Genomic DNA, 23,988 nt, shown 5'->3' with positions numbered 1-23,988 from the left:
ATTGCAAATGCCCTTCACGTTTGAAGCGCGTTATATTTATTATTCAAGGCAGTGGCAGCATGCTAAGCTGCGTGATCTTAGCTCAGGAGATCAACGACACCACTTTACTGGTTTCCACTTCCGCATATTCGGCTGAGTGGCTAACCAATTCCTTATCTAGCGTTACCATATTGGCTATTTCTGGCGCGACAAGTTCAATATCTTTATATTTTTCTTGTTCAAGCTGGCTAACAGTCACCCTGCTAGCCAACGCTAGCACAGCAATATCTAAGTCTGATGATTGACGTTCGATATCGTTCATGTGAGTAACGGGATAAAATAGTCCCATCGGCAAATGCCAGTTCTCAAGTATAATACCGCTGCAGTTTGCAAACGTAAAACCAAAATGAGCCTGCTGCTTATCCGATGGCAACCCCTGTACTTCGCTCTCTACGTATTTGAGGTATTGCTTTGGTGCGCGTTTCGCTACAACCAATTCACTTAAATTCTGTAAAATACCCATCACAAAAAAGCGCTCAGCACCGCGGATATTTAATTGCAGTGCAATGTTTTTAGCCACCATGCCACAATACACAGACGCGTACCAGTGCTTATCTATATCAATACTGGCAGTGTCAAATTTCTTAAAAGCAGAACTGGCGGTTTCTGCGATAACGAGGTTGTAAAGCGCTTCGCCACCAATAACATTAATTGCTTTAGAAACTGATTCTATTTGAGAAGGGAATCGAAACAGCGAACTATTTGCCAGACGAAGGACTTTTGCAGTCAGCGAGGGATCAACGCTGATAACGTCACCAAGATCCTCTGCGCTGCTTCGCGGATCGTCAAGGATAGTGCGTAAACGAACGCAAATATCAGGTAATGTGAATGACTTCGCTGCAAATGAAACATACTTTTCTATCGACATCTATTTCTCTCAACACACTGCATGGCGGCGGTATATTAAATTCAACCTATTGAAACTACAATAATTTCTCATTACTTATCTGTTATAAATCGCCAAATAAGTTAATTTGTTCCGTTAATTCTTCGCTATCAGATTGGTCTAGCTTGCGGGTGCGCGCCAAATAGGCGCGCTTGCGTCTAACACACGCACTTATTATTTGTCGTTTGGTGGCATCATCTACCTTAAGCCAATACAAACGTTCATCTCGGCTTCTAAAACATCCCTTACAGAACCCCTTTGGCCCAGATTCGCACACGCCAATGCAAGGACTGGGAATGTCAAAAAATTCCAGTTGCTTTGATTGTGGTGTGGCGTCAGTCATAGGATTCGCTTTTACTTTTTAATTGAATTCAAGCAGAGCATGTTTTGCTCTACCACTAAATTAAAACGCATGTAGCGCAATCTAGCCAATAGACATTAGCAGCAAAGTATACTGCTATACCTTAAAATTGTTAGCGCAAGATTTTTCCATAGGTATAAAAAATCAGTCCTTTCCAACAAATCAAGAACTACAACCATCTGAATAAAAACAAAAAACTACCCCCTTCCTATTCTACCTCTGCCTGGTTTTCGCCGATTACTAACGAGCAATTAATCAATAAGGGTATAATCGATGGTCGACACGACGCGTACCTTTTTAATATGTGGATGATGACTATCACGACTGCTGATACTAAAACGCCCCTGATTAGCGCGTTTTATTTTTCCTAAGGTGCTATTGGAATCTTGGGCATATTTCTCAGCCACTTCTCTGGCATTTAGAGTAGCTTCTTCAATCATTTCAGGTTTTACGTCGTTCAATCGCGTAAAGATATAATCAGGTTGAGCGCGATAACTTTGTTCTGACAACACTATACCGGTTTTAATCAGTTCACCAATTTGCTGCATCAACGCCCTTACCTTGGTGACGTCGTCTGAAAAAACGGTCACCGTTTGGATAGCGCTGTAGCGAAAAGGTACTTTCTCATGTCCACCGTATTGCTGTGCCAGTTTATCTGTTATTTCAGGCTTACCTATCGTAATACTTTCCGCCGCAATCCCTTTATCTTCTAAAAATTTAGCGACGTTAATACTGTTTTTTTCAATGTGCTCGTAAAGGTCAGGCAAGTCATTTCCTGCATCAACAAACTGAATAGGCCATATGACCTGATCGGCAAGATACTCTCTTTCCGATAACCCTTTTACCGTTACTACCCTATCCCAGGTTTGCATATTATTCATTGCCGTTTGTACCTGCGCGCCCATCAACCCCACTGAACCCACCATGGCTATTGCGATAATCACTGCAGCAATTGTTTTCATTGTTTTTCCTACTTAATAAAAAAACCAAACAATAGCGATAAAAGCGAGCAATTTTGTTGTACAAAACGAGATAAAAACCTGATCAAAAGTGGCAAAAAAAAGGCCGCTCAAATGAGCGACCTAAAAGTGCCCCTTAAGAGGGCAACGCTTGGGTAGACGGGATATTAACCTTTGCGTTTGAGAAGGTAGTAAAAGACAGGCGTAAGGACTAGGCCGAACACGGTTACGCCAATCATGCCTGAGAACACAGCGACACCCATGGCCTGACGCATTTCGGCACCAGCCCCAGTGGAAAGTACCATGGGCAGTACGCCCATGATGAACGCGATAGATGTCATTAAAATGGGGCGCAGACGCAATCGACTGGCTTCTTTAATGGCGGCAAGCGCATCCATTCCACTGTCTTGTAATTCCTTCGCAAATTCGACAATTAAAATGGCATTTTTGGTGGCTAGCCCTACCAGTACAATCAAGCCGATTTGAGTAAAGATATTGTTGTCGCCACCGTAAATCTGTACGCCAATAAGTGCACTGAGTAATGTCATCGGCACGATTAAGAGTATGGCCAATGGCAAGCGCAAACTTTCATACTGTGCAGCCAACACCAAAAACACTAATAACACCACCAACGGGAAAACAAACACTGATGCATTACCCGCGAGGATTTGCTGATAGGTTAACTCTGTCCATTCGTAAGTCATGCCCAGAGGCAGTGTCTCTTTAAGAATTTGTTCTATCGCCGCTTTGGCTTGATCTGATGAATATCCAGGCGCAGGGGCACCATTGATCTCTGCGGTTACATATCCGTTGTAATGCATCACTCTGTCAGGCCCAGCGCTGTGCTGAACATCTAAAAACGAACCAAGCGGGATCATTTCGCCTTGTGCATTGCGAATTTTAAACTGTGTGATGTCACCAATGTCCTGGCGGTACTGCGCATCTGCCTGAACGTTTACCTGATAAGTACGTCCGAACAGATTAAAGTCATTAACGTAGAGCGAGCCCAAATACGCCTGCATAGTGGTAAACAATGTATCTATGTTGACACCTTGGCTGACCGCTTTTTCTCGGTCGACGTCCACGTCTAATTGAGGTACTGCCACCGTAAAGCTGGTAAAGGAACCAGTAAGCGCAGGGTGTGCCCATGCTTTGCCAATCACCTCTTGCGTGACTTGCTCCAAGGTCTCAAAACCCAGATTGCCTCTGTCTTCTACTTGCAATCTAAAGCCGCCAATGGTGCCTAAACCCATTACAGGTGGCGGCGGAAAGATAGCCACGTAAGCGCCTTTAATTGCACCAAACTGTTGGTTGAGGGCACCAGCGATTGCACCGGCAGAAAGCTCAGGAGACTGGCGCTCACTAAACGGTTTAAGTGGCGTGAACAAAATACCCGAACTTGGACTATTGGTAAAACCGTTAATATTAAGTCCAGGAAACGCAACGGCGTCAGAGACACCTGGGTGCGCCATGGCAATACGCGACATTTCACGAATGACTTCTTCGGTTCTATCTAAACTGGCGGCATTGGGTAGCTGTGCAAAAGCAACCAGATATTGCTTGTCTTGCCCTGGCACATAGCCTGTTGGTGTATTGGCGAACTGATTGTAAGTGAGTGCAATGAGTCCTGCATAAAGCACTAACACGATCCCGCTTTTGCGGATCAACCCACCTACCGTAGTGGTGTAAGTCTTTGCGCCACGCTCAAAAACACGGTTGAACGGGCTAAAAATAAACCGCCCAAATACTTTGTCCATGCCCCGTGTTAACCAATCTTTCGCCTGACCATGGGGCTTCAGTAAAAGTGCAGACAGGGCGGGACTTAACGTCAGCGAGTTAATCGCCGAAATCACCGTTGATATCGTGATAGTCAACGCAAACTGTTTATAAAACTGGCCGGTAAGTCCACTCATAAACGCGGTGGGAATGAATACCGCACCAAGTACTAAGGTGGTGGCAATAATGGGGCCGGTCACCTCTTTCATCGCCTGCACGGTGGCATCAAACGGCAATTTACCCTCTGCAATATTGCGCTCGACGTTTTCAACGACCACAATCGCATCATCAACAACGATACCGATGGCCAGTACCAAACCAAACAGTGACAGCGCATTTAACGAGAACCCCATTAACTGCATGAACGCAAAGGTGCCCACCAATGAAATGGGTACTGCGACGAGTGGAATGATGGACGCGCGCCACGTTTGTAAGAACAACACAACCACTAAAACCACCAGTAATATGGCTTCTAACAGTGTGTCGACTACGGCTTCGATAGAGCCTCTTACAAACACCGTTGGGTCATAAACAATGTCATATTCCAGACCATCAGGAAACGCTTGAGAGAGCTGGGCCATACGTGCTCGCACGTCATCAGAAATCTGTATGGCATTGGAGCCCGGTGCTTGGAATATTGGAATGGCCGCAGCTGGGTTATTGTTTAGCAATGAGCGTAGCGCATAGTTGTCTGCCCCTAACTCAATTCGCGCCACGTCTTTAAGCCGTGTGATCTCACCGTTTTGACCTGTCTTAACAATGATATTTTCAAATTCGTTCTCATCTTTCAGACGACCGCGAACATTAATGAGAAATTGAAATTCACTGGTGCCAGTAGGCTGGGCGCCCAAACTCCCCGCAGCTGCTTGTTGGTTTTGATCTGCAATGGCAGCAACGACATCGCCAGGGTTTAGTTGCAATGCTGCAAGTTTGTTGGGGTCTAACCATACTCGCATGCTAAATTCCCCAGCACCAAACAAACGAACTTGTCCTACGCCCCGAATTCGAGCCAGTTCATCTTTGACAAACTGGTCAGCATAGTTAGACAAATACAACATGTCATAACGATTGTCGGGCGAGGTAAGGTGGACCACCATGGTTAAATCAGGTGACGACTTTTCGGTGACCACACCTAATCGCTGCACCTCTTGCGGCAAGCGCGGTGTAGCACGATTTACCCGGTTTTGCACCAGCGTTGTCGCTTCGTCAGGATCAGTCCCTATGGCAAACGTAATGGTCAGGGTCATGCGACCATCACTGGTGGCTTGAGAAGACATATACAGCATGTTTTCTACGCCGTTTATCTCTTGCTCCAGAGGGGTCGCTACCGTTTGCGCTATGACTTCTGGGTTCGCACCGGGGTAGCTTGCACTAACCACAACAGTGGGTGGCACTACCTCCGGGTATTCCGTAATAGGAAGCTGCCATACTGCAATGGCACCACCGATAAAAATAAGTAAAGACAGTACGCCCGCAAAAATCGGACGACTAATGAAGAATTGCGAGATATTCATTACTTAAGCCCTGCGGTTGCAATATCCGCGCTGCCACCTGACAACACATCTTCATACTCGGCCATGCTGTTACTTAGCTGATAAACCGTGTCTACTTTTAATTGCCAGTCTGAGAGGTTTGCTAATGCATCTTCGTCTCCCATAGGGACTTCGCTTGCCATCACCTCAGCTCCCGGGCGTACGCGTTGAAGCCCATCGACGACGATAGTGTCATTGGCCGCTAAGCCACTTTTAATAATGCGCATACTACCCACTTTGTCACCCAAAGCTACCGCGCGATATTCCACTATGTTTTGGTCATTCACAACTAACACAAACTTGTTGTTTAGATCTGTACCAATGGCCTTTTCCTTAATAAGAATTCCTTGCTCAAGTGTGTCACCAGCTAACTTCAAATGGGCAAACAAACCGGGAATAAGTCGACCTTCTTCATTGTTAAACACCGCTCTTACGCGCAATGTTCCAGTACTGCTGTTCACCTGATTGTCGATAAAATCAATTTGTCCCCAATGGTGATATTCAGACTCATTCGCCAACCGCATCGCCACAGGTTGTTCATTTACCGCAGTGGCAGCATTCGCACTGTCATTGATGTAATTAAGGTAAGTGTGCTCGTCTATATCAAAATACGCATACAACTTATCTGTAGACACAATTCGGGTTAGCTCTGTTTGTCCCGCACTGACAAAATTACCTTCTGTGACATGGGCACGGGAAACACGACCTGAAATGGGCGCTTCAACACGGGCAAACCCACGGTTTAATCGCGCTACCTCAAGAGCAGCTTGGGTTTGATTAAGACTTGCCAGTGCTTGGTTCTTCTCTGCTAACCGAGCATCTAACAGTTCTTCAGACACGGCTTGTGTTTTGCGCAAGGTCACCGCACGCTTGTAGTTTTGCTCTGCCAGTTCTACACGACTCTTGGCTTCTTCTAACTGGGCAGTTAACCGATCCACTTCCGCTTTGAAAGTTCTGTTATCAATCAGAAAAAGGGTTTGTCCCTGCTTGACATACTCACCTTCGTCAAATGCCACAAAGTCGATATACCCGGACACGCGGGGACGTAACGCCACAACATGGGGTGATTCTAAACGACCGGTGAAATTATCCCATTCAGTTAAGCGTTGAGACACCACAGTTGCTACATCAACGGGTACAGCTACGCTGGCCTGCATTGACTGACTAGGATCTTGCTCGTCACCGCCACACGCCGCGACTACTGCCGCAAGGCCCACAATTGCTAAAAAACGGGAAATAGTTTTCATTGCAAGATTCTCTTTTAACGTTCACTAGGTTTTTAATAGCGCGCATTATGCCTAGCGCAGAACAATAAAAATAATTATCTTTTTATATGCAACACATCACATCATGTTATATATTAATAAACAGTCAATTTGATGATGTTATGAGCAGCTTGTCCTTCTTGGCTGTCTTGCCTTGCAACTTTTTGACTTGCTAAGGCAGAAATCAGAATTGTTTAAAATGCGGCTGCCTAAACTGTAAAACGAGCGCTCAATAGGTTAATTCGCCTATTGGTTACAATGATCCGTTGTAGAGACACCGAGTAGGAGACGACTATGCGTCCACATGATTTGAACTTGTTGATGATATTTGACGCCATTATGACTGAAGGCGCGATAACCCGTGCTGCTGACCGACTATCGATGACGCAACCTGCCGTGTCCAACGCCCTTTCACGTATGCGAACGGCGTGGAAAGACGAGTTATTCGTTAAAGATGGACGTGGCATTCAACCCACGTCGTTTGCAAAAAATTTATGGAGTCAGATCCAAGGCCCTTTGGGCGAGCTTGAAGTCGCGGTCAATCCAACCGATTTTAACCCCGCAACAGCAAAACGTACCTTTCGTATTGCTGCCACAGACAGCATTGTCTCTATGGTCTGGGGACCACTTCGCAAGGTTATAGAAAACGAAGCGCCGGGTATTAATATTCATGCCATTCCAAATTACGACATGGAGACGGATAAGATATTAAAAGATGCGGAAGCAGAACTGACTTTTTCAAAGTATCAAAACCCCGGTGCAGTTATCCGCACAGAGCATGTGCTTGATCCAAGTTGGGTGGTGGTAATGCGCCCAGATCACCCCCTCGCCCAAGCACAGCTTACGTTGGAAGACTTTGTTGCCGCAGACCACCTATTGGTGTCGGTGACGGGTGATGTCACCGGGCCCACCGACCAGGTATTGGCTAACTTAGGGCTTAAACGGCGTGTGGCGATGTCAGTGAATCAATTTTACAACGCAACCCCACTGTTAAAAGAGAGTAACCTGATTTGTGTTGCCCCTTCACTGGTTATGGAGAAGGAGATTTTCTCTGGTGAGCTGGCTGTGTTTGAAACACCCATTGAAATAGTCAGCACGCCCCTTTCGTTAATGTGGCATAAACGACAGGATCAGGATGCCGGTTTGCAATGGCTGCGGCGTTTGGTGGTGAAGTTTATTCGCGAGCGGGTAGAACGCCACGAAATGCTGCTTTCTCAATGTTGCCGCAAAGCATACTGTGAAAAAACCGTTAAGCGTTTTATGGAACAGCGAAATATGGACTGCAGTGAATTTACCCCAGCACATTTGAAACACACTGACGCAACTGCAATGTCCCTGCCTTCAGATTCAACAGCTACAGAAAAGTTATCGGGTACTGATAAAGTGTCTGCTTAGGGCTTGGGCATTACATCTGATAGAGGGTGGAGCGTATTCGATACAAAAACCCGCTGATTAAAGCGGGTTTTTATTAGTACGAATGAAAGCTTAACTTACTTCTTTTTCTTCGCTTTTGGATTTGGCAGGTCAGTAATGCTTCCTTCGAAGATTTCAGACGCAAGACCAATTGATTCGTTAAGCGTTGGGTGAGCATGGATAGTTAGTGCTACGTCTTCTGCGTCAGCACCCATCTCGATTGCCAGGCCAATTTCGCCAAGCATTTCGCCCGCGTTTGTACCTACCATTGCCCCACCGATAACACGACCCGTTTCTTTTTCGAAGATCATCTTGGTCATACCGTTAGTTGCGTCAGATGCAATTGCACGGCCAGACGCAGCCCAAGGGAAAGTGGCAGTTTCGTAGCTTACGCCCTGCTCTTTCGCTTCTTTCTCAGTTAGACCCACCCAAGCCACTTCTGGCTCAGTGTAAGCAACTGAAGGAATAGCACGTGGGTCAAAGTAATGCTTCTGTCCCGCAATCACTTCGGCAGCAACGTGACCTTCGTGAACGGCTTTGTGCGCAAGCATTGGCTGACCAACAAGGTCACCGATTGCAAAAATGTGATCAACGTTAGTACGCATTTGCTTATCAACATTGATAAAGCCACGCTCATCAACGTTAACACCAGCGGTTTCCGCACCCACCAAATTGCCGTTAGGACGACGACCAACAGCAACAAGCACTTTGTCATAACGCACTGGCTCAGCAGGTGCATTTTTGCCTTCAAATGTTACATACAAGCCGTCATCTTTTGCTTCAACCGCCGTTACTTTGGTTTCTAGCATGATGTTAAACTTGTCTTTGTAGTCTTTCATGAATACTTTCATGATGTCTTTGTCAGCAGCTGGAATTAGCTGATCTAAGAATTCAACTACGTCAATTTTTGAACCTAGTGCTTCGTATACCGTACCCATTTCCAGACCGATGATACCACCGCCTAGTACTAGCATTTTCTCTGGAATGTCTTTCATTTCCAGCGCACCAGTTGAGTCGATTACACGGTCGTCTTCAGGGATGAACGGTAGGCTTACTGGCTCAGAGCCCGCAGCAATAATCGCTTTTTCAAACGTAATAGTAGTAACGTCGTCACCATTTTTTACTTCTAGCGTATTAGCGCCTGTGAACTTACCATAGCCTTGTACATGCTTGGTTTTACGCATTTTAGACATACCGCCAAGACCGTTTGTTAACTGATTAACAACGCTGTCTTTGTAAGCGCGGATTTTATCTAAATCGATGGTCGGCTCGCCAAACGTTACACCGTGACTTGCAAGGTGCTTCGCTTCTTTCATCACTTTCGCTACGTGAAGAAGGGCTTTAGATGGAATACAGCCCACGTTTAGACAAACACCACCAAGCGTGGCGCGTGAGTCTACGATAACTGTTTCAATACCTAAGTCAGCCGCACGGAACGCTGCTGAATAACCGCCAGGGCCGCCGCCCAGTACCACCAATTGCGTTTTAATTTCGCTCATTGTGAACCTCAATCCTGTTCTTGTAGGGTCATGCTATTACTTTTGTGTAATAGCATAACCTAAATGCCACCAAATGGGCTTATAAAATCGTCGAAAATGTTACTGATATTGTAAACTTTTTCGACCTTTTATTTAAAGTATGATTCGGCGCAAATCTGTTAAGTTTGCTGCCACCTCTGTAGAGAACCTTGCTCCAACCGCGCCGTCAATTACACGATGGTCGTAGGAAAGGCTCAGCGGTACCATTAAACGAGGCTCAAACTCTTTACCATTCCACTTAGGCTTCATCTCAGATTTAGACACACCTAAGATAGCCACTTCCGGTGCATTAACGATAGGCGTAAACGCCGTTCCGCCAATACCGCCCAAGCTTGAAATGGTAAATGTACCACCTTGCATGTCGGCCGCTTTTAGCTTGCCTTCACGGGCTTTCTTAGACGTATCGATAAGCTCTTGCGATAATTGCTCTATGCCTTTTTTATTCACATCGCGAATAACTGGCACTACAAGGCCTCCCGGTGTTTCTACCGCAATACCAATGTTAATAAACTTCTTGATGATCAAGCTTTCACCGTCATCAGATAACGACGAATTAAACACTGGGTATTTCTCAAGTGCTTTGGCAACCGCTTTCATTACGAATACCAGTGGCGTGATCTTAAGACCAGACTTAATTTTCCCGTGGTAATCGTTTTGCTCTTTACGGAACGCTTCAACGTCAGTGATATCTGCTTCGTCAAACTGCGTAACGTGCGGAATTGTCGCCCAGTTGCGGTGTAAGAACGGACCCGAAATTTTTTGTATACGGGACAATGGCTGGACTTCAATTTCACCGAATTTGCTGTGATCAACAGGTTTAACCGGCACAATTTGCAGCACGTTATCACCCACAACAGCGCTGCCCGAGCCTGCTGCAGTGCGTGGTTTGGCAAGCTCTGCTTTCACGTAGGCTTGAACATCTTCTTTCAAGATACGGTTTTTAGGACCTGAGCCTTTTACTTGCGTGAGATCTACACCAAATTCGCGCGCTATACGGCGTACCGATGGTGACGCGTGAGCTTTACCCGTGCTCTTGGCTTCTGGCGCTGGAGGCACAGGTGAGCGGCCTTGAGTTGTATCTTGTTGTGATTCTGACGAGCTTTCTTGGGCCGCTGAAGGCTCTTGCTTAGCTGCTTCAACAGGCTTGTCTGCCGGCTTATCAGCCACAGGTGCAGACGAAGCGCCACTAGTTTCAAGCTTAACCACTACAGTGCCTTGCTTAACTTTGTCACCAGTTTTAATGAAGACTTCTTTGATGGTACCTGCATGTGTTGAAGGTACATCCATGGTGGCTTTGTCAGTTTCTAGCGTGATAAGACCGTCTTCTTTTTCAACGGTATCACCGACAGAAACCAGCACATCGATTACGTCAACTTCGCCATCTTCACCAATGTCTGGTACCGCCACTTCAATCGTTTCGCAGCTGGCCGCAACTGGCGCACTCGCTTGTTGCGTGCTTTCTGCCTTTGCGTTAACTTCAGATGGCGCTGATTCACTTGAACCACCGGCAGCGCCAGCAACCTCAAGCTTAATCACTACCGTACCTTCTTTTACTTTGTCGCCAGTACTAATGAAGACTTCTTTCACCGTACCTGCGTGAGTAGAGGGTACATCCATGGTGGCTTTGTCAGTTTCTAGCGTAATGAGACCATCTTCTTTTTCAATGGTATCACCGACAGAAACCAGTACATCGATAACATCAACTTCGTCTTCTGAACCGATATCAGGCACCGCCACTTCAATCACTTGGCTACCAGACGCAGCGGGCGCTGCATCTGACGTACTTTCTGCTTTAGGTGCCTCTTGCTTAGGTGTATCTTGAGTTGGTGATGCTTGTGAAGATGACGAGTTAGATGCACTCTCACCACCAGCAACCTTAATTTCACCAATCACATCACCCTGTTTTATTTTATCGCCTACTGAAACCGATAAGCTGACGATTTCACCGTCAAGCGGCGCGGGGATGTCCATTGACGCTTTGTCACTTTCAACAGTAACAACGCCTTCGTCTGCTTCAATGTTGTCGCCTACGGCAACACATAGCTCGATAACTTCAACTTCGTCACCACCAACATCAGGCACGATAATCTTTTGAATATCTGACATATGTAAAATACCTTATCTGGCTTACGCGTAAAGTGGGTTAAGTTTTTCAGCGTTAATATCAAAACGCTTAATGGCCTCAGCTACCACTTTCTTCTCAACGTCACCGCGTTGAGCAAGTTCGTAAAGTGATGCCACCACGATGTATGACGCATTAACTTCAAAGTGCGTACGCAAGTTTTCACGGCTGTCACTGCGACCGAAACCGTCTGTACCTAGACAGCGGTAATCAGTATCGATGAACGCGCGCACTTGGTCAGAATAGCTCTTAACATAATCAGTGGCTGAAATAGCAGGACCTGCGTCTTTCGTGATCACCTGACCAATGTAAGGCACTTTTTGCTCGGCTTCTGGGTTTAACATGTTCCAGCGTGCCACGTCTTGACCTTCGCGTGCCAATTCGTTGAACGAGGTTACTGAATACACGTCAGAAGATACGTTGTAGTCGTCGCATAGAATTTGCGCCGCTTTACGTACTTCATTCAAAATCGTACCCGAGCCCATCAGCTGCACATTCAATGTAGACTTGTTGTTTTCAACACGTTCTAATTTGTAAATACCCTTGATGATTTTCTCTGCAACATCATCACCTGCTGGCATTTCAGGATGTTGATAGTTCTCGTTCATCAACGTTAAGTAGTAGAAGATGTTTTCGTTATTACCGTACATGCGACGCAAACCGTCCTGGATAATAACGGCCACTTCATAACCGTATGTTGGATCGTAAGTGATACAGTTAGGAATAAGGTTCGCCTGAACGTGAGAATGACCATCCTGGTGCTGTAGACCTTCACCGTTAAGGGTTGTTCTACCTGCCGTCGCCCCTAATAGGAAACCGCGCGCCTGACTGTCACCGGCCGCCCATGCTAAGTCGCCCACACGTTGGAAACCAAACATTGAGTAGTAGATGTAGAACGGAATAGTCGTAGCGTTGCACGTTGAGTATGACGTACCTGACGCTACCCACGATGCCATTGCACCTAACTCGTTAATCCCTTCCTGTAGTACCTGACCTTTCTTGTCTTCGCGATAGTAAGCTACTTGGTCAGCGTCCTGTGGGACGTATTTCTGGCCTTCGTTAGCGTAAATACCTACTTGACGGAACAAGCCTTCCATACCGAATGTACGGGCTTCATCAGGAATAATTGGCACAATTCGCTTACCAATTTTCTTGTCTTTCAACAGCGCGTTAAGTACACGCACGAAGGTCATTGTTGATGATACTTCACGATCACCAGACCCTTTTAAAATTGCGTCAAATGCACTTAATTCAGGAATGTCTAGCTGTTCTTCGGCTTGCTCGCGGCGAGAAGGTAGGTAACCTCCTAGTGCTTCACGACGTTCGCGAAGATACTTCATCTCTTCACTCTCTTCGTCGAACTTGAAGTAAGGGAGATCAGCAATCTTTTCATCTGCCACAGGAATGTTGAAGCGGTCGCGGAATTGTTTGATTGAATCCACGTCCATTTTCTTCACGTTGTGCGCGACGTTTTGTGCTTCGCCAGAACGGCCAAGACCAAAGCCTTTTACTGTCTTCGCAAGAATAACCGTTGGGCGACCTTTCGTATCGATAGCTCTTTGATAAGCAGCGAATACTTTTACCGGATCGTGACCACCACGGTTAAGGCGCCAAATGTCATCGTCAGACATGTTCGCCACAAGCGCCGCTGTTTCAGGGTACTTGTTGAAGAAGTTTTCACGGGTGTACTTACCGCCTTTGGCTTTACAGTTTTGGTATTCACCGTCTACGGTTTCACCCATCAACTGAATTAGCTTGCCAGATTTATCGCGGGCAAGAAGCTCATCCCAGTAGCTACCCCAGATAACTTTCACTACTTCCCAGCCAGCGCCGCGGAACGTACCTTCAAGCTCTTGGATAATTTTGCCGTTACCACGTACTGGGCCATCGAGGCGCTGTAGGTTACAGTTGATAACAAAAGTCAGGTTGTCCAGGCCTTCACGAGACGCCAAGCCAATTGCCCCCAAGCTCTCTGGCTCATCACACTCACCGTCACCCATGTAGCAGTATACACGTTGATCTGAACAATCTTTGATACCGCGGTTGGTGAGGTATTTAAGGAAACGTGCAGTATAGATAGCCTGCAATGGACCTAGACCCATAGATACTGTTGGGAACTGCCAATAGTCTTTCATCAAGTGAGGGTGCGGGTATGACGATAGACCGTCGCCAGCACATTCTTGACGGAAGTTGTTTAATTGCTCTTCCGTTAAGTTACCTTCAATAAATGAACGGGCATAGATCCCCGGTGAAATATGGCCTTGAGAGAAAATAAAGTCGCCGCCCTGATTCTCGTTTGGCGCCTTAAAGAAATGGTTAAAGCCTACATCGTAAAGCATGGCTGATGATGCAAAACTGCCAATGTGACCGCCCAGTTCCAACTCTTTTTTCGATGCGCGCAATACGATCATCAATGCGTTCCAGCGAATTGCTGCGCGAATGCGCGCTTCGATGGTCAAATCGCCTGGCATTTTTGGCTCTTGAGCAGCAGGAATGGTATTGATGTAGGCGGTAGTTGCATCATAAGGCAAATGCGCACCGCTGCGACGTGCTTTATCAATAAGTTTTTCGAGTAAATAGTGGGCGCGTTCTACGCCTTCCTCTTCTAAAACCGACTCAAGCGCATCAATCCACTCTTTAGTTTCTTGAGGATCTACATCTTGGTGCATCATATCAGACATGGTGCCATCCTATTTTTTTGCTTATATAGAAAATCCTCCCTTAGCTGTGCTTATCATTTTATAAGCGCTAAAAGAAGGAAAACTAAATTACGTTGTACTCACAGTGACCCAATCTGGCTCACCTGCGTTTTGCAGTGGCACAGGTTTTCACCCGACCAGCCTCTGCGAATGAATAGTTACCTAACCCTTGCTGTACAAGCTGCGGTCAAATAACTAGATTTCTAATCGTCGCAATGCGCGTTGTACACGAGTATCGCGTTGATTAATTGTCAATAGCGTTTTTTCTATAAACGCCAAATGCGTGTTACATGCTTGCCTTGCCGCTTCCGGATCCCGTGATGCTATGGCCTCGACAATTTCTCGACGTTGCTTGGCAATATCTTCAACCGCTTCTGGGTGGGCGGCCAGCATGTCTAAATTTCGTTCAATATTATCAACCAGCATGGTTTGCATGGTGCTCATTACATGCAGTAGCACCATGTTGTGAGAAGCGCGCGCCATAATGATATAAAACTGGCCCAGAGCTTCTGCCTGTGCGCGCTTGCTTTCCCTCGCCTTAGGCATAGGTAAGTCGTTAAGCGCTTGTTTTAACGCATCATAATCTTCGGGTTGCCCACGAAGTGCTGCGTAATACGCGGCCATACCTTCTAGCGCGTGACGAAACTCCAACAGGTCAAACTGCGTCTCGGGACGTTGGCTGACTAAATCCATAAGCGGATCTTTCATCGCCGCGTTCAGGTTGCGGTTAACAAAGGTTCCACCGCCCTGTTTGCGTTCTACCAAGCCGCGAGCTTGTAGATTACCGATAGCCTCTCGTAGTGAAGGACGAGAAACGTCAAACTCCAATGCCAACTCTCTCTCCGGCGGTAGCTTTTGCCCAGCCAAAAGAGACCCGTCCAGAATCATCGACTCAAGTTGCTCAGTGATTACATCAGAGAGTTTTTTTCGCTGCTGACGCATGCGTAATACCGTTCCTTTCCATCTTGGTGATTTTCAGTTTATTTCTCGTGTGAATGTAAAAAATAATCACAAGAAATTTAATCACACCGCCAATTGGTAATACCATTTTACCTATACAGTTTAAGCCAGATCGATTTCTAGGTAAATACTCACAAGCATAGCAAAGCTGTAACGAATTGCTGTGTGTAAACCTTTATCGTTGAATTTGTTAAGAAAAGTGAAGTAGTTAAAACTGGTCTGATGAGAAAAGTGTGGTGCGGAATTTGAGCTAAAGCGCTTGATCTGCATACAATTTACAAATAAACCAAGCGCCTCAGTAAAGGTAAATGTTAAAAATGGTAGTTATGCCAGGCTACCTACCAAGGTAAGCGCAGAGGTAATGACCAAGAGAAAAATAACATTGCGCTTGGCAAGTTTGACCAACACCTTTGGTTCCACTGCTGCATTTTCAGCCTGTTCAGCTAGCTCTTCCGGGGTAAGCATTTCCGCTTTGGATGAAATTTCAGTCAGTACATCGTAGGCTGAGACATCAAAACGCAAGGCATAGTTTACCCACTCTGGGAGCGCTCTTGAGAAATGGCCCATCATCAGCATGCCCAGTGCCGTGATCCGAACAGGAAGGTAATCGAGTGCAAACATCAACCTACCCGCACTGGCTTTTAATGGGTGATTGGCACTACAAAGCGCCTCTGTTGTACTGCGACTAAGACAATAGAAAAGCGCACCTGGTGCACCAAAGCCAATAAACCACAACATCACCGCTGCGTAGTGTTGATAGTTCAACCAAGTCAAATGCTGACCAAAACTTTTCCCTTCTGCTGTCGCACTACCATCACTTTCGTTGATGCTACCGCAATGACCCAATTGGTCTGTGTACATGCTACACGCTTGCAAATCGTTGCGCTCTGCTGCGTTTAAAAAGCACTTGTAGGTTGCTCTAAGTGCCGGGCATCCTATGCAAATAAACAAAACGATACTTTGTTCTACGAAAGTAAAAAATGCCCCCAATAGCCAATACTCCACTGCGGCTAAAGCAATTGCGGGTGCGAGTAACAGTGTATAAAGTGTGGAAGCGCTACTGTCGTCTTCGAGCCACTTCTTACCAAATAAGAATTCCCGATACTGACTCGCATACTTCTCTATATGCCAATGGGGCGTTTTAGTAATAAGTCGTTCAAGACTTAATACCAGTAATAAACTCATTAACATCATGGGTGATAATATTCCTTATCTAGCACCTAATACGTGCTTCAAACCTGTTCTAAACCTTGCCCAATCAAAAGCGTGTCCGGGGTCAGTTTTTCTGCCCGGTGCTATATCATTATGGCCTACAATACGCCCTAAAGTGATCCGAGGATAGCGCTTAATAATAAATTCACATACCTGCTTCAACGCGTCGTACTGAGCATCAGTGTACGGCAAGGAGTCTGTTCCCTCCAACTCAATACCAATAGAATAGTCATTACATCGATGGCGACCTTGAAAACAAGACACCCCTGCGTGCCACGCTCTGTGTTCAAAAGGAACAAACTGCTCGATTTCTCCGGTGCGGTAGATAACACAGTGTGCTGATACCCGAAGCCCTGCAATCTCTTTATAAAATGGGTGGCCATCTGGGTCCAACTTACCGGTAAATAAATCGCGAATACCAGACGTACCGAACTGACTAGGAGGCAGTGAAATATTGTGGATCACCAATAAATCGATGCTCTCACTTTCCGGCCTGGCGTCATAGTGTGGACTGGGTATAAATGTGGCTTTCTCGAAAAGCACCATAACAATTGATTTTTCATTGTTCGACTACATGTTTTAAAGTGTGACATCTCAGCACTTAACATTGCAAGACATCTGCACAGTCCAATATTGAGAAGTGCGCGTAAAAACTAACCTACTGAAGGTTGATGTGACAGCCCTAAACCGTTGGGCAGAAAAGAGGTTTTAAACATGAATGAGCAGCAAGACTCTGCACAATCGACGGGGAAATGGATGGTCGCACTTGCCTGGATTTGCGGGTTCGGTTTATTAGTCTACGTTTTCTCAGGGCTATTGGAGAAGCAAATTAACCCCAATAGCGAACCACAATCACAGCGTATTGGCTCACAAACTGAGGTGCGCTTAAAGCAAAATCGCCAAGGCCATTACGTAACTACCGGTTATATTAATGGTGAGGAAGTGGTCTTTCTGGTCGATACCGGTGCAACCGATGTGGCCGTTCCCGCCCACTTGGCAGGACGACTTCAGCTGCAAGCTGGTCGCCAAGGACTGGCGAGTACTGCAAATGGCGTAGTTCGCGTAGCGCAGTCAACCATAGATACACTCCGCATTGGCGATATTGTAGTGCGTGATGTTAAAGCAAATTTAAACCCCGGAATGAAAGACGACCATATTTTGCTCGGAATGAGTGTTCTGCGCCAATTAGAGTTTACTCAGCGCGGAGATTGGTTAATATTGCGTACCCTTTAATAAGACAATAGCGATGAAGATGACATCACCAGACATGCTAGCGATACGCGAACAAGTATCGGCGGCACTTAAAGAAGACCTAGGCGGAGAGCTCAATGCATCGTTAGATATCACCGCCAATCTGATTGATAGCAAGGTAAACGCGAGTGCAACTATTATTACCCGTGAGCCGTGCGTAATTTGTGGTGTAGCCTGGGTTAACCAAGCATTTGCATTAATCGATGATTCTATATCTCTTACCTGGCACGTGAAAGATGGAGACAAAGTCGAAGCCAATACCACACTAGTTAGTTTAACTGGTGCTGCACAAGGGATCCTCACCGCTGAGCGGACTGCACTAAATTTCCTTCAAACCCTCTCAGGCACCGCAACCGTTACTGCGTCATATGCAGCCCTTCTCGCCAATAGCAACACTAAAATTTTAGACACGCGAAAAACACTGCCCGGTTTACGACTTGCGCAAAAGTACGCCGTGCGTTGTGGCGGTGGCCAAAATCATCGGGTTGGTCTCTTTGATGCTTTCCTTATCAAAGAGAATCATATCTTTTCCTGCGGTGGTATTGAGAACGCGGTAAAACGCGCCCGTGAAACCATGCCTGACAAGCCTGTGGAAGTGGAAGTAGAAAACCTCGATGAACTACAACAAGCGCTATTGGCAGGCGCAGATATCGTCATGCTGGACAACTTTAGCAATGAACAGATCCAACAGGCAGTAGCGCTCAACAAGGGGCAATGTAAACTGGAAGTATCAGGTAACATTACTGAGGAACGGTTAACATCGCTATCGAAACTAGGGGTTGATTATATCTCTTCAGGTGCATTGACAAAACACGTACAAGCCATTGACTTGTCTTTGCGAATTACTCTAGAGTAGGGTTATTCTTTAGTGAACTGTCAACGTTAAGTGGGCAGTTCACGCCTTGTCGTCATCACTTCGTTTTGCCGCATTGTTAACGACCATCTAGGTCATGCTTCTCACTCTTATCCGTTCTTCTGTGTTTCTGCCTGTGTATGCTCTGCCATACGTTCAACCAGTGAGAATCGATTACACTAAAGTTCAATGATATAGCGCTCTCGGGGCGAGTAACTGCACCTGATACTGACAAAGTCAGACATAGGTATATCCCCGAATACTTGTCACGTTGAGGAAAGATTCTATACTGAAAATCAAGTACCCGGGACGTTGTGAACGGCTCTGGTATAAACGTCAATTTGAATTACATTTAAACTTAACGTGTTATACACGTCCCGGAGAAAACCATGATGAACATGAGTACTAAAAAACAAAAGGGCTTCACCTTAATCGAACTAATGATCGTTGTTGCAATTATCGGTATTCTTGCCGCTATCGCGCTTCCTGCTTACCAAAACTACACGCAAAAAGCGAAATTCACAGAAGTGACTAACGCAACTGCAGCAGCAAAAACTGCCGTAGAAATCTGCTATGCATCAACGTCTGACATTACTGCCTGTGACCAAGGAGCAAACGGTGTTCCTGTTACCATCGCCGCTGACGCTGATACCGTTGGTGTAACAACCGCTGACGGTGTGATCACAGCAACAGCTTCAGGTAATTCTGGTCTGACTGACGGTGCTAACGCAGCTACTTATGTTATGACACCTAACATCGAAGAAGGTCGTATCAGATGGGGTACTGCTTGTACACCAGCAACACTTTGCTAATCCAGTCTTTTACACAAAAAGCCCAGTTTTTACTGGGCTTTTTGTTCTTACGACTCACTAGAACGTAGTGACCTTTGCGTTACATTTTTCGTTTATTCCAAATAACTATTGGATTGAACGAGGCGCAAAGGTCAATATATTCTAATTACACATAGTTGGTGCAATGGCTAAATCGGCAATTACATTCACGTGGCAAGGTAAAGACAGACACGGTCAATCCCGCAAAGGTGAAATATCAGCCACTTCTTTGGCTGAAGCTAAAAATCTGTTACGGCGACAAGGTATTTCAGCCAATCGCGTTAAAAAATTGGCTAAGCCTTTATTCGGCGGTGGTCAGAAAATTACACCTGCTGACATCTCCGTCATTTCGCGCCAAATTGCCACTATGCTGGGCGCTGGGGTAACACTTATTCAATCATTAGAAATGATTGCGCAAGGCCATGGTAAACCCAGCATGCGAAAACTGCTGAGTGAAATAACAGACGAAGTAAAATCAGGTAACCCATTGTCTTCGGCGTTGCGCAAGCACCCGCTTTATTTCGACGATCTATATTGCGACTTGGTTTATACCGGTGAACAATCGGGTGCCTTGGAAACCATTTACGACAGGATCGCCACCTACAAGGAAAAGGCGGAGGCGTTAAAGTCTAAAATTAAAAAGGCCATGTTTTACCCGATTGCGGTACTTGTGGTAGCGTTCATTGTAACCACCATTCTTTTGATCTTTGTGGTACCCCAATTTGAGGAAATCTTCAGTAGTTTTGGTGCTGAACTTCCCGCCTTCACCCAATTTGTTTTAGCCATTTCCCGATTTGTACAAGACTACGGAATTTTTATAGCAATAGGATTGGGCGGCGCTGGATATATGTTTATGCGCACCTACAAGAGAAGCCAAAAGCTGCGTGACAAAGTAGACAGAAACTTACTAAAAGTACCGGTTATTGGAGAAATACTAAAAAAAGCCAGTATTGCCCGATTTACCCGCACTCTGGCCACCACATTCGCAGCAGGGGTCCCCCTTATCGGCGCTTTGGAATCAGCTGCGGGCGCATCAGGTAATGCCGTTTATCGCGAAGCCATTTTATATATACGCAAGGAAGTGGCGGGAGGCATGCCCATGTATATCGCCATGCGAGCCACACAGGTATTCCCTGATATGGTGACGCAAATGATCGCTATTGGTGAAGAGTCTGGCGCAGTAGATGAAATGTTAAGTAAGATCGCAACCATTTACGAAGCCGAAGTTGACGACATGGTAGATGGTTTAACCAGCTTATTAGAGCCCATGATAATGGCTGTACTTGGTGTGGTTATTGGGGGCTTAATTGTGGCCATGTACCTCCCTATATTCCAGATGGGTAACGTGGTATAAATTAGCGCAACAATGAGCACTTCGCCTGTATCGTTTAAAGGGTGAACCTCCTATAACAATAATTGAAGAATTCAGCTATCCATGGAAGCAATAGTAACGCTTAGTCAAATTTATCCCGCCTTTTTCTATGGTGCCGTGTTTGTAGTTAGCCTAATGGTAGGTAGCTTTTTAAATGTTGTAATTTACAGGCTACCTATCATGATGGAGCGAAGCTGGAAAAACGAATTTCAACACTACTTTGGCGACACTGAAAACAATAATGACATTCCCACAACGAATGTCCAAATTGAGCCGTTTAACCTGGTAAAGCCTGATAGTACGTGCCCGCAATGTGGTCACCGCATACGCGCTTGGGAGAATATTCCCCTGCTAAGCTATCTTGTATTAAAGGGCAAATGTGCTAGCTGTGAAGCGCCCATTTCAATACGTTACCCCTTTGTTGAATTACTGACCGCCATTGCATGCACTTTTGCGGCATTCCGGTTTGGTGTGACGCCTCAAGCGCTTTGGGCGGTATTATTTACCTATGTATTGATTGCCTTGCTCTTTATTGACTTGGACAAAATGTTACTGCCTGACCAGCTTACCCTTCCCCTGCTATGGTTAGGGTTACTGCTAAGTACACAAGAAGTATTTATTGGTACAACGGATGCCATTATTGGTGCTGCAGCGGGCTATTTAAGCCTGTGGTCGGTGTATTGGTTGTTTAAATTAGCCACTGGCAAAGAAGGTATGGGGTACGGCGACTTCAAACTACTAGGCGCGCTTGGTGCGTTTATCGGGTGGCAAGGGCTCCCCGTTGTCATATTGTTGTCGTCATTTGTGGGGGCAGTCGCAGGGCTTCTTATCATGTTTATCCAAAACAAAGGTAAATCACTGGCCATTCCTTTTGGCCCCTACCTAGCTGTGGCCGGGTGGATAACCTTGTTATACAAAGACAGTATTATCTTGGCGTACTTAAATTTAGTACTATGACCACATTGAGTTAAACAACAACTATAAGTGTTTGATGAAAACAAATAACAGTCACTATGTAGTAGGGTTAACCGGCGGAATTGGCAGTGGTAAGTCAGCAGCCTCTAGCTGTTTTGAAACCCTAGGCATCGACGTTGTCGATGCCGACGAGGTTGCGCGTGATGTGGTCGCCATTGGCACTGAAGGCCTAAGACGCATAGCGGAACATTTTGGCCAAGCCATCCTATTGAAAGATGGAAGCCTAAATCGCGCCGCCCTAAGAGATCAGGTCTTTGCCAACCCACAGCACAAAGATTGGTTAAACAATCTACTTCACCCACTTATTCGCGCACGAATGGTGTCGCTGATAAACCAATCTACCAGTCCGTACTGCATACTCTCGGTTCCACTGCTGATTGAGAATAAGTTAACCAGTATGTGTGACCTCGTCGTGGTAGTGGACTGTCCTGAAGACATGCAATTAACCAGAGCAATGAAGCGGGATGGTAGCTCCGTAACAACGATAAAAAATATTATGGCCACTCAAGCAAGTCGCGAAGCGCGTTTAAACGCCGCTGACGAAGTACTGGACAACAGTACCAGTCTTGAAAATTTAGTGAAACAAGTAGAACAATTACACCAAAAGCTACTCGCTAAGCTTGACGGCATTTAGGTATTAGTAGCCCGTTGAGCACATAATTCAAAAGGGCGCGATAATAATGAAAGGTGTCAAGTGCCGCGGCGATTTTGAAACTTTTTTGACCAAATAACGTCAAACTTACCATTAGATTGCTTCTAGCACTTGGCTTACACACGCCGATGCATTAGGCTCTAGCCTTAAGTTTATGTGTTTTAAGGATATCCATGAGTAATGCTGTTTTTGAATTTCCTCTAAAGGAAAAAGTACGCAACTATTTACGCGTAGAACAGCTGCTTGGGCAACTTAAAATTACCGCTAAAGCGGACCATACCCATCTGCAACTGGTGTTTTTTGAGCAGCTATTTGCTCTGTTAGATTTAATCGAGCGGCTCGATCTCAGATCTGATCTCAGCAAAGATCTCGATGCCCACGAAAAGAACTTGGTGTACTGGTCTAAGCACCCCAAAATAGATAGCACTGCCCTAGAGCATGCGCTAAAAACGGTGCTAACCTTAAAACAAAAGCTGAAAACCGATAGACGTTTCAGCAGTTCATTAAAAGATGACAAACTGTTAAGTGCGATCCGCCAACGATTTGCCATACCTGGAGGAGCGTGCAGTTTTGATTTACCTAATCTGCATTTTTGGTTACAGCAACCGCTCGACCAGCGTCAATCGGACATAGCGCAATGGCTCGACACTCTCAGTTTACTTGACGATGCCATTACGGTGAGTTTGTCTTTTATTCGCGAGCGAGGGCAGTTTATTGCTGTTGTGGCGGAAAACGGTTTTTACCAAGGTGCGGCGGAAGATAAAAACGAACTTATCCGAGTAAAGTGTCGCGTGGATCAAGGATACTACCCTACCCTCAGTGGCAACAAATACCGCTATGCCCTACGCTTTATGCAATTTGCTCCTGAAGATGGGCAAACGGGTGCTATGGAAAGTGATATTCAATTTCAACTTGCCGCCTGTTAATTCCCCCCCTATTAATTAATAACCATGGTGCATTGGAGTCTAATGTGGAAGTAAAGTGTCCAATCTGTTCAAAACAAGTCGTATGGTCCAAGGACAGTCAGTACCGTCCTTTTTGCAGTAAAAAGTGCCAGCTTATCGATTTAGGTGAATGGGCCGCAGAAGACAGAAAGATAGCGGGTAAACCCGCCGAAGACGCGACGCCTAAACACATCGATGTTGAAGAGATAGAAGCAATGCTTGCCCAACAGAGTGAAGACTTCTTTAAGCACTAATCCTTTGACCGTATTCTTGTTGTAATGCGCCCTGGCTTTTCACGATGCTAGAAGGCGTCCCTTCACCGTATATCGAATATTTAATTCGATGTATT

Annotated in this window: 20 protein-coding genes; 9 read left to right on the top strand and 11 right to left on the bottom strand. The window is 45.8% G+C overall.

Annotation, left to right across the window (positions count from 1 at the left end):
* Positions 1-82 precede the first annotated feature (82 nt).
* From ACMCM8_RS03395 to ACMCM8_RS03375, 5 genes are all read right to left on the bottom strand, one after another.
* Positions 83-907 carry an HDOD domain-containing protein gene (locus tag ACMCM8_RS03395; protein WP_412725468.1) on the bottom strand — a complete coding sequence of 275 codons (825 nt, stop codon included), beginning with the start codon at positions 905-907 and terminating at the stop codon, positions 83-85.
* Between the two features lie 82 nt (positions 908-989).
* Positions 990-1,268: a DUF1289 domain-containing protein gene (locus tag ACMCM8_RS03390; protein WP_412725466.1), complete on the bottom strand. Its 279-nt coding sequence runs from the start codon at positions 1,266-1,268 to the stop codon at positions 990-992.
* A 269-nt stretch (positions 1,269-1,537) separates the two neighbouring features.
* Positions 1,538-2,248, bottom strand: a complete 711-nt coding sequence (locus ACMCM8_RS03385) for an SIMPL domain-containing protein (RefSeq protein ID WP_412725464.1) — start codon at positions 2,246-2,248, stop codon at positions 1,538-1,540.
* Positions 2,249-2,412: 164 nt separating this feature from the next.
* Positions 2,413-5,535, bottom strand: coding sequence for an efflux RND transporter permease subunit (locus ACMCM8_RS03380; RefSeq protein WP_412725462.1), 3,123 nt, complete (start codon positions 5,533-5,535; stop codon positions 2,413-2,415).
* Complete coding sequence (locus tag ACMCM8_RS03375; RefSeq protein ID WP_412725460.1) at positions 5,535-6,800, bottom strand: efflux RND transporter periplasmic adaptor subunit; 1,266 nt, start codon at positions 6,798-6,800, stop codon at positions 5,535-5,537. Before ACMCM8_RS03375 ends, ACMCM8_RS03380 begins: the two co-directional genes overlap by 1 nt.
* A 312-nt stretch (positions 6,801-7,112) precedes the next feature.
* Between ACMCM8_RS03375 and ACMCM8_RS03370 the strand changes: the two genes are divergently transcribed.
* Entirely contained in the window at positions 7,113-8,213 is a 1,101-nt protein-coding gene (locus ACMCM8_RS03370; RefSeq protein WP_412725458.1) for a LysR family transcriptional regulator, read from the top strand.
* 95 nt (positions 8,214-8,308) lie between these two features.
* Here ACMCM8_RS03370 and lpdA read toward each other — a convergent pair whose 3' ends face one another.
* The 6 genes from lpdA to ampD all read right to left on the bottom strand — a co-directional run bounded on the left by lpdA (position 8,309) and on the right by ampD (position 17,308).
* The gene (lpdA, locus tag ACMCM8_RS03365; RefSeq protein WP_412725456.1) at positions 8,309-9,730 is read right to left on the bottom strand and encodes a dihydrolipoyl dehydrogenase; all 1,422 of its coding nucleotides are present in this window, start codon (positions 9,728-9,730) and stop codon (positions 8,309-8,311) included.
* A 132-nt stretch (positions 9,731-9,862) separates the two neighbouring features.
* On the bottom strand, positions 9,863-11,875 hold the full coding sequence (gene aceF / locus ACMCM8_RS03360) for a pyruvate dehydrogenase complex dihydrolipoyllysine-residue acetyltransferase (protein WP_412725454.1): 2,013 nt from the start codon (positions 11,873-11,875) through the stop codon (positions 9,863-9,865).
* Between the two features lie 21 nt (positions 11,876-11,896).
* The gene (gene aceE, locus ACMCM8_RS03355) at positions 11,897-14,572 is read right to left on the bottom strand and encodes a pyruvate dehydrogenase (acetyl-transferring), homodimeric type (RefSeq protein WP_412725452.1); all 2,676 of its coding nucleotides are present in this window, start codon (positions 14,570-14,572) and stop codon (positions 11,897-11,899) included.
* Positions 14,573-14,785: 213 nt separating this feature from the next.
* On the bottom strand, positions 14,786-15,532 hold the full coding sequence (locus tag ACMCM8_RS03350; protein ID WP_412725450.1) for a GntR family transcriptional regulator: 747 nt from the start codon (positions 15,530-15,532) through the stop codon (positions 14,786-14,788).
* A 342-nt stretch (positions 15,533-15,874) separates the two neighbouring features.
* Complete coding sequence (ampE, locus tag ACMCM8_RS03345) at positions 15,875-16,744, bottom strand: beta-lactamase regulator AmpE (protein WP_412725448.1); 870 nt, start codon at positions 16,742-16,744, stop codon at positions 15,875-15,877.
* 15 nt (positions 16,745-16,759) lie between these two features.
* Positions 16,760-17,308, bottom strand: a complete 549-nt coding sequence (gene ampD, locus ACMCM8_RS03340; RefSeq protein ID WP_412725446.1) for a 1,6-anhydro-N-acetylmuramyl-L-alanine amidase AmpD — start codon at positions 17,306-17,308, stop codon at positions 16,760-16,762.
* 168 nt (positions 17,309-17,476) lie between these two features.
* Here ampD and ACMCM8_RS03335 point away from each other — a divergent pair, with 168 nt between their 5' ends.
* From ACMCM8_RS03335 to yacG, 8 genes are all read left to right on the top strand, one after another.
* On the top strand, positions 17,477-17,995 hold the full coding sequence (locus tag ACMCM8_RS03335; RefSeq protein WP_412725444.1) for a retropepsin-like aspartic protease family protein: 519 nt from the start codon (positions 17,477-17,479) through the stop codon (positions 17,993-17,995).
* Between the two features lie 19 nt (positions 17,996-18,014).
* Entirely contained in the window at positions 18,015-18,869 is an 855-nt protein-coding gene (gene nadC / locus ACMCM8_RS03330) for a carboxylating nicotinate-nucleotide diphosphorylase (RefSeq protein WP_412727604.1), read from the top strand.
* Positions 18,870-19,255: 386 nt separating this feature from the next.
* Positions 19,256-19,678: a pilin gene (locus tag ACMCM8_RS03325; RefSeq protein ID WP_412725442.1), complete on the top strand. Its 423-nt coding sequence runs from the start codon at positions 19,256-19,258 to the stop codon at positions 19,676-19,678.
* Between the two features lie 163 nt (positions 19,679-19,841).
* A complete protein-coding gene (locus ACMCM8_RS03320; protein ID WP_412725440.1) occupies positions 19,842-21,050 on the top strand; it encodes a type II secretion system F family protein in 1,209 nt (402 codons plus the stop codon).
* Between the two features lie 81 nt (positions 21,051-21,131).
* Positions 21,132-22,025, top strand: coding sequence for a prepilin peptidase (locus ACMCM8_RS03315; RefSeq protein ID WP_412725438.1), 894 nt, complete (start codon positions 21,132-21,134; stop codon positions 22,023-22,025).
* 34 nt (positions 22,026-22,059) lie between these two features.
* The gene (coaE, locus tag ACMCM8_RS03310) at positions 22,060-22,677 is read left to right on the top strand and encodes a dephospho-CoA kinase (protein WP_412725436.1); all 618 of its coding nucleotides are present in this window, start codon (positions 22,060-22,062) and stop codon (positions 22,675-22,677) included.
* 191 nt (positions 22,678-22,868) lie between these two features.
* Positions 22,869-23,621 (top strand): cell division protein ZapD, encoded by a 753-nt coding sequence (gene zapD / locus ACMCM8_RS03305; protein WP_412725434.1) that lies wholly within the window; start codon positions 22,869-22,871, stop codon positions 23,619-23,621.
* Positions 23,622-23,665: 44 nt separating this feature from the next.
* Complete coding sequence (yacG, locus tag ACMCM8_RS03300) at positions 23,666-23,893, top strand: DNA gyrase inhibitor YacG (RefSeq protein ID WP_412725432.1); 228 nt, start codon at positions 23,666-23,668, stop codon at positions 23,891-23,893.
* The last annotated feature ends 95 nt before the right edge of the window (positions 23,894-23,988 follow it).

This window comes from Alteromonas sp. D210916BOD_24, assembly GCF_047159385.1.
Taxonomy (GTDB): domain Bacteria; phylum Pseudomonadota; class Gammaproteobacteria; order Enterobacterales; family Alteromonadaceae; genus Alteromonas.
This window is presented reverse-complemented; position numbering and strand designations above follow the sequence as displayed.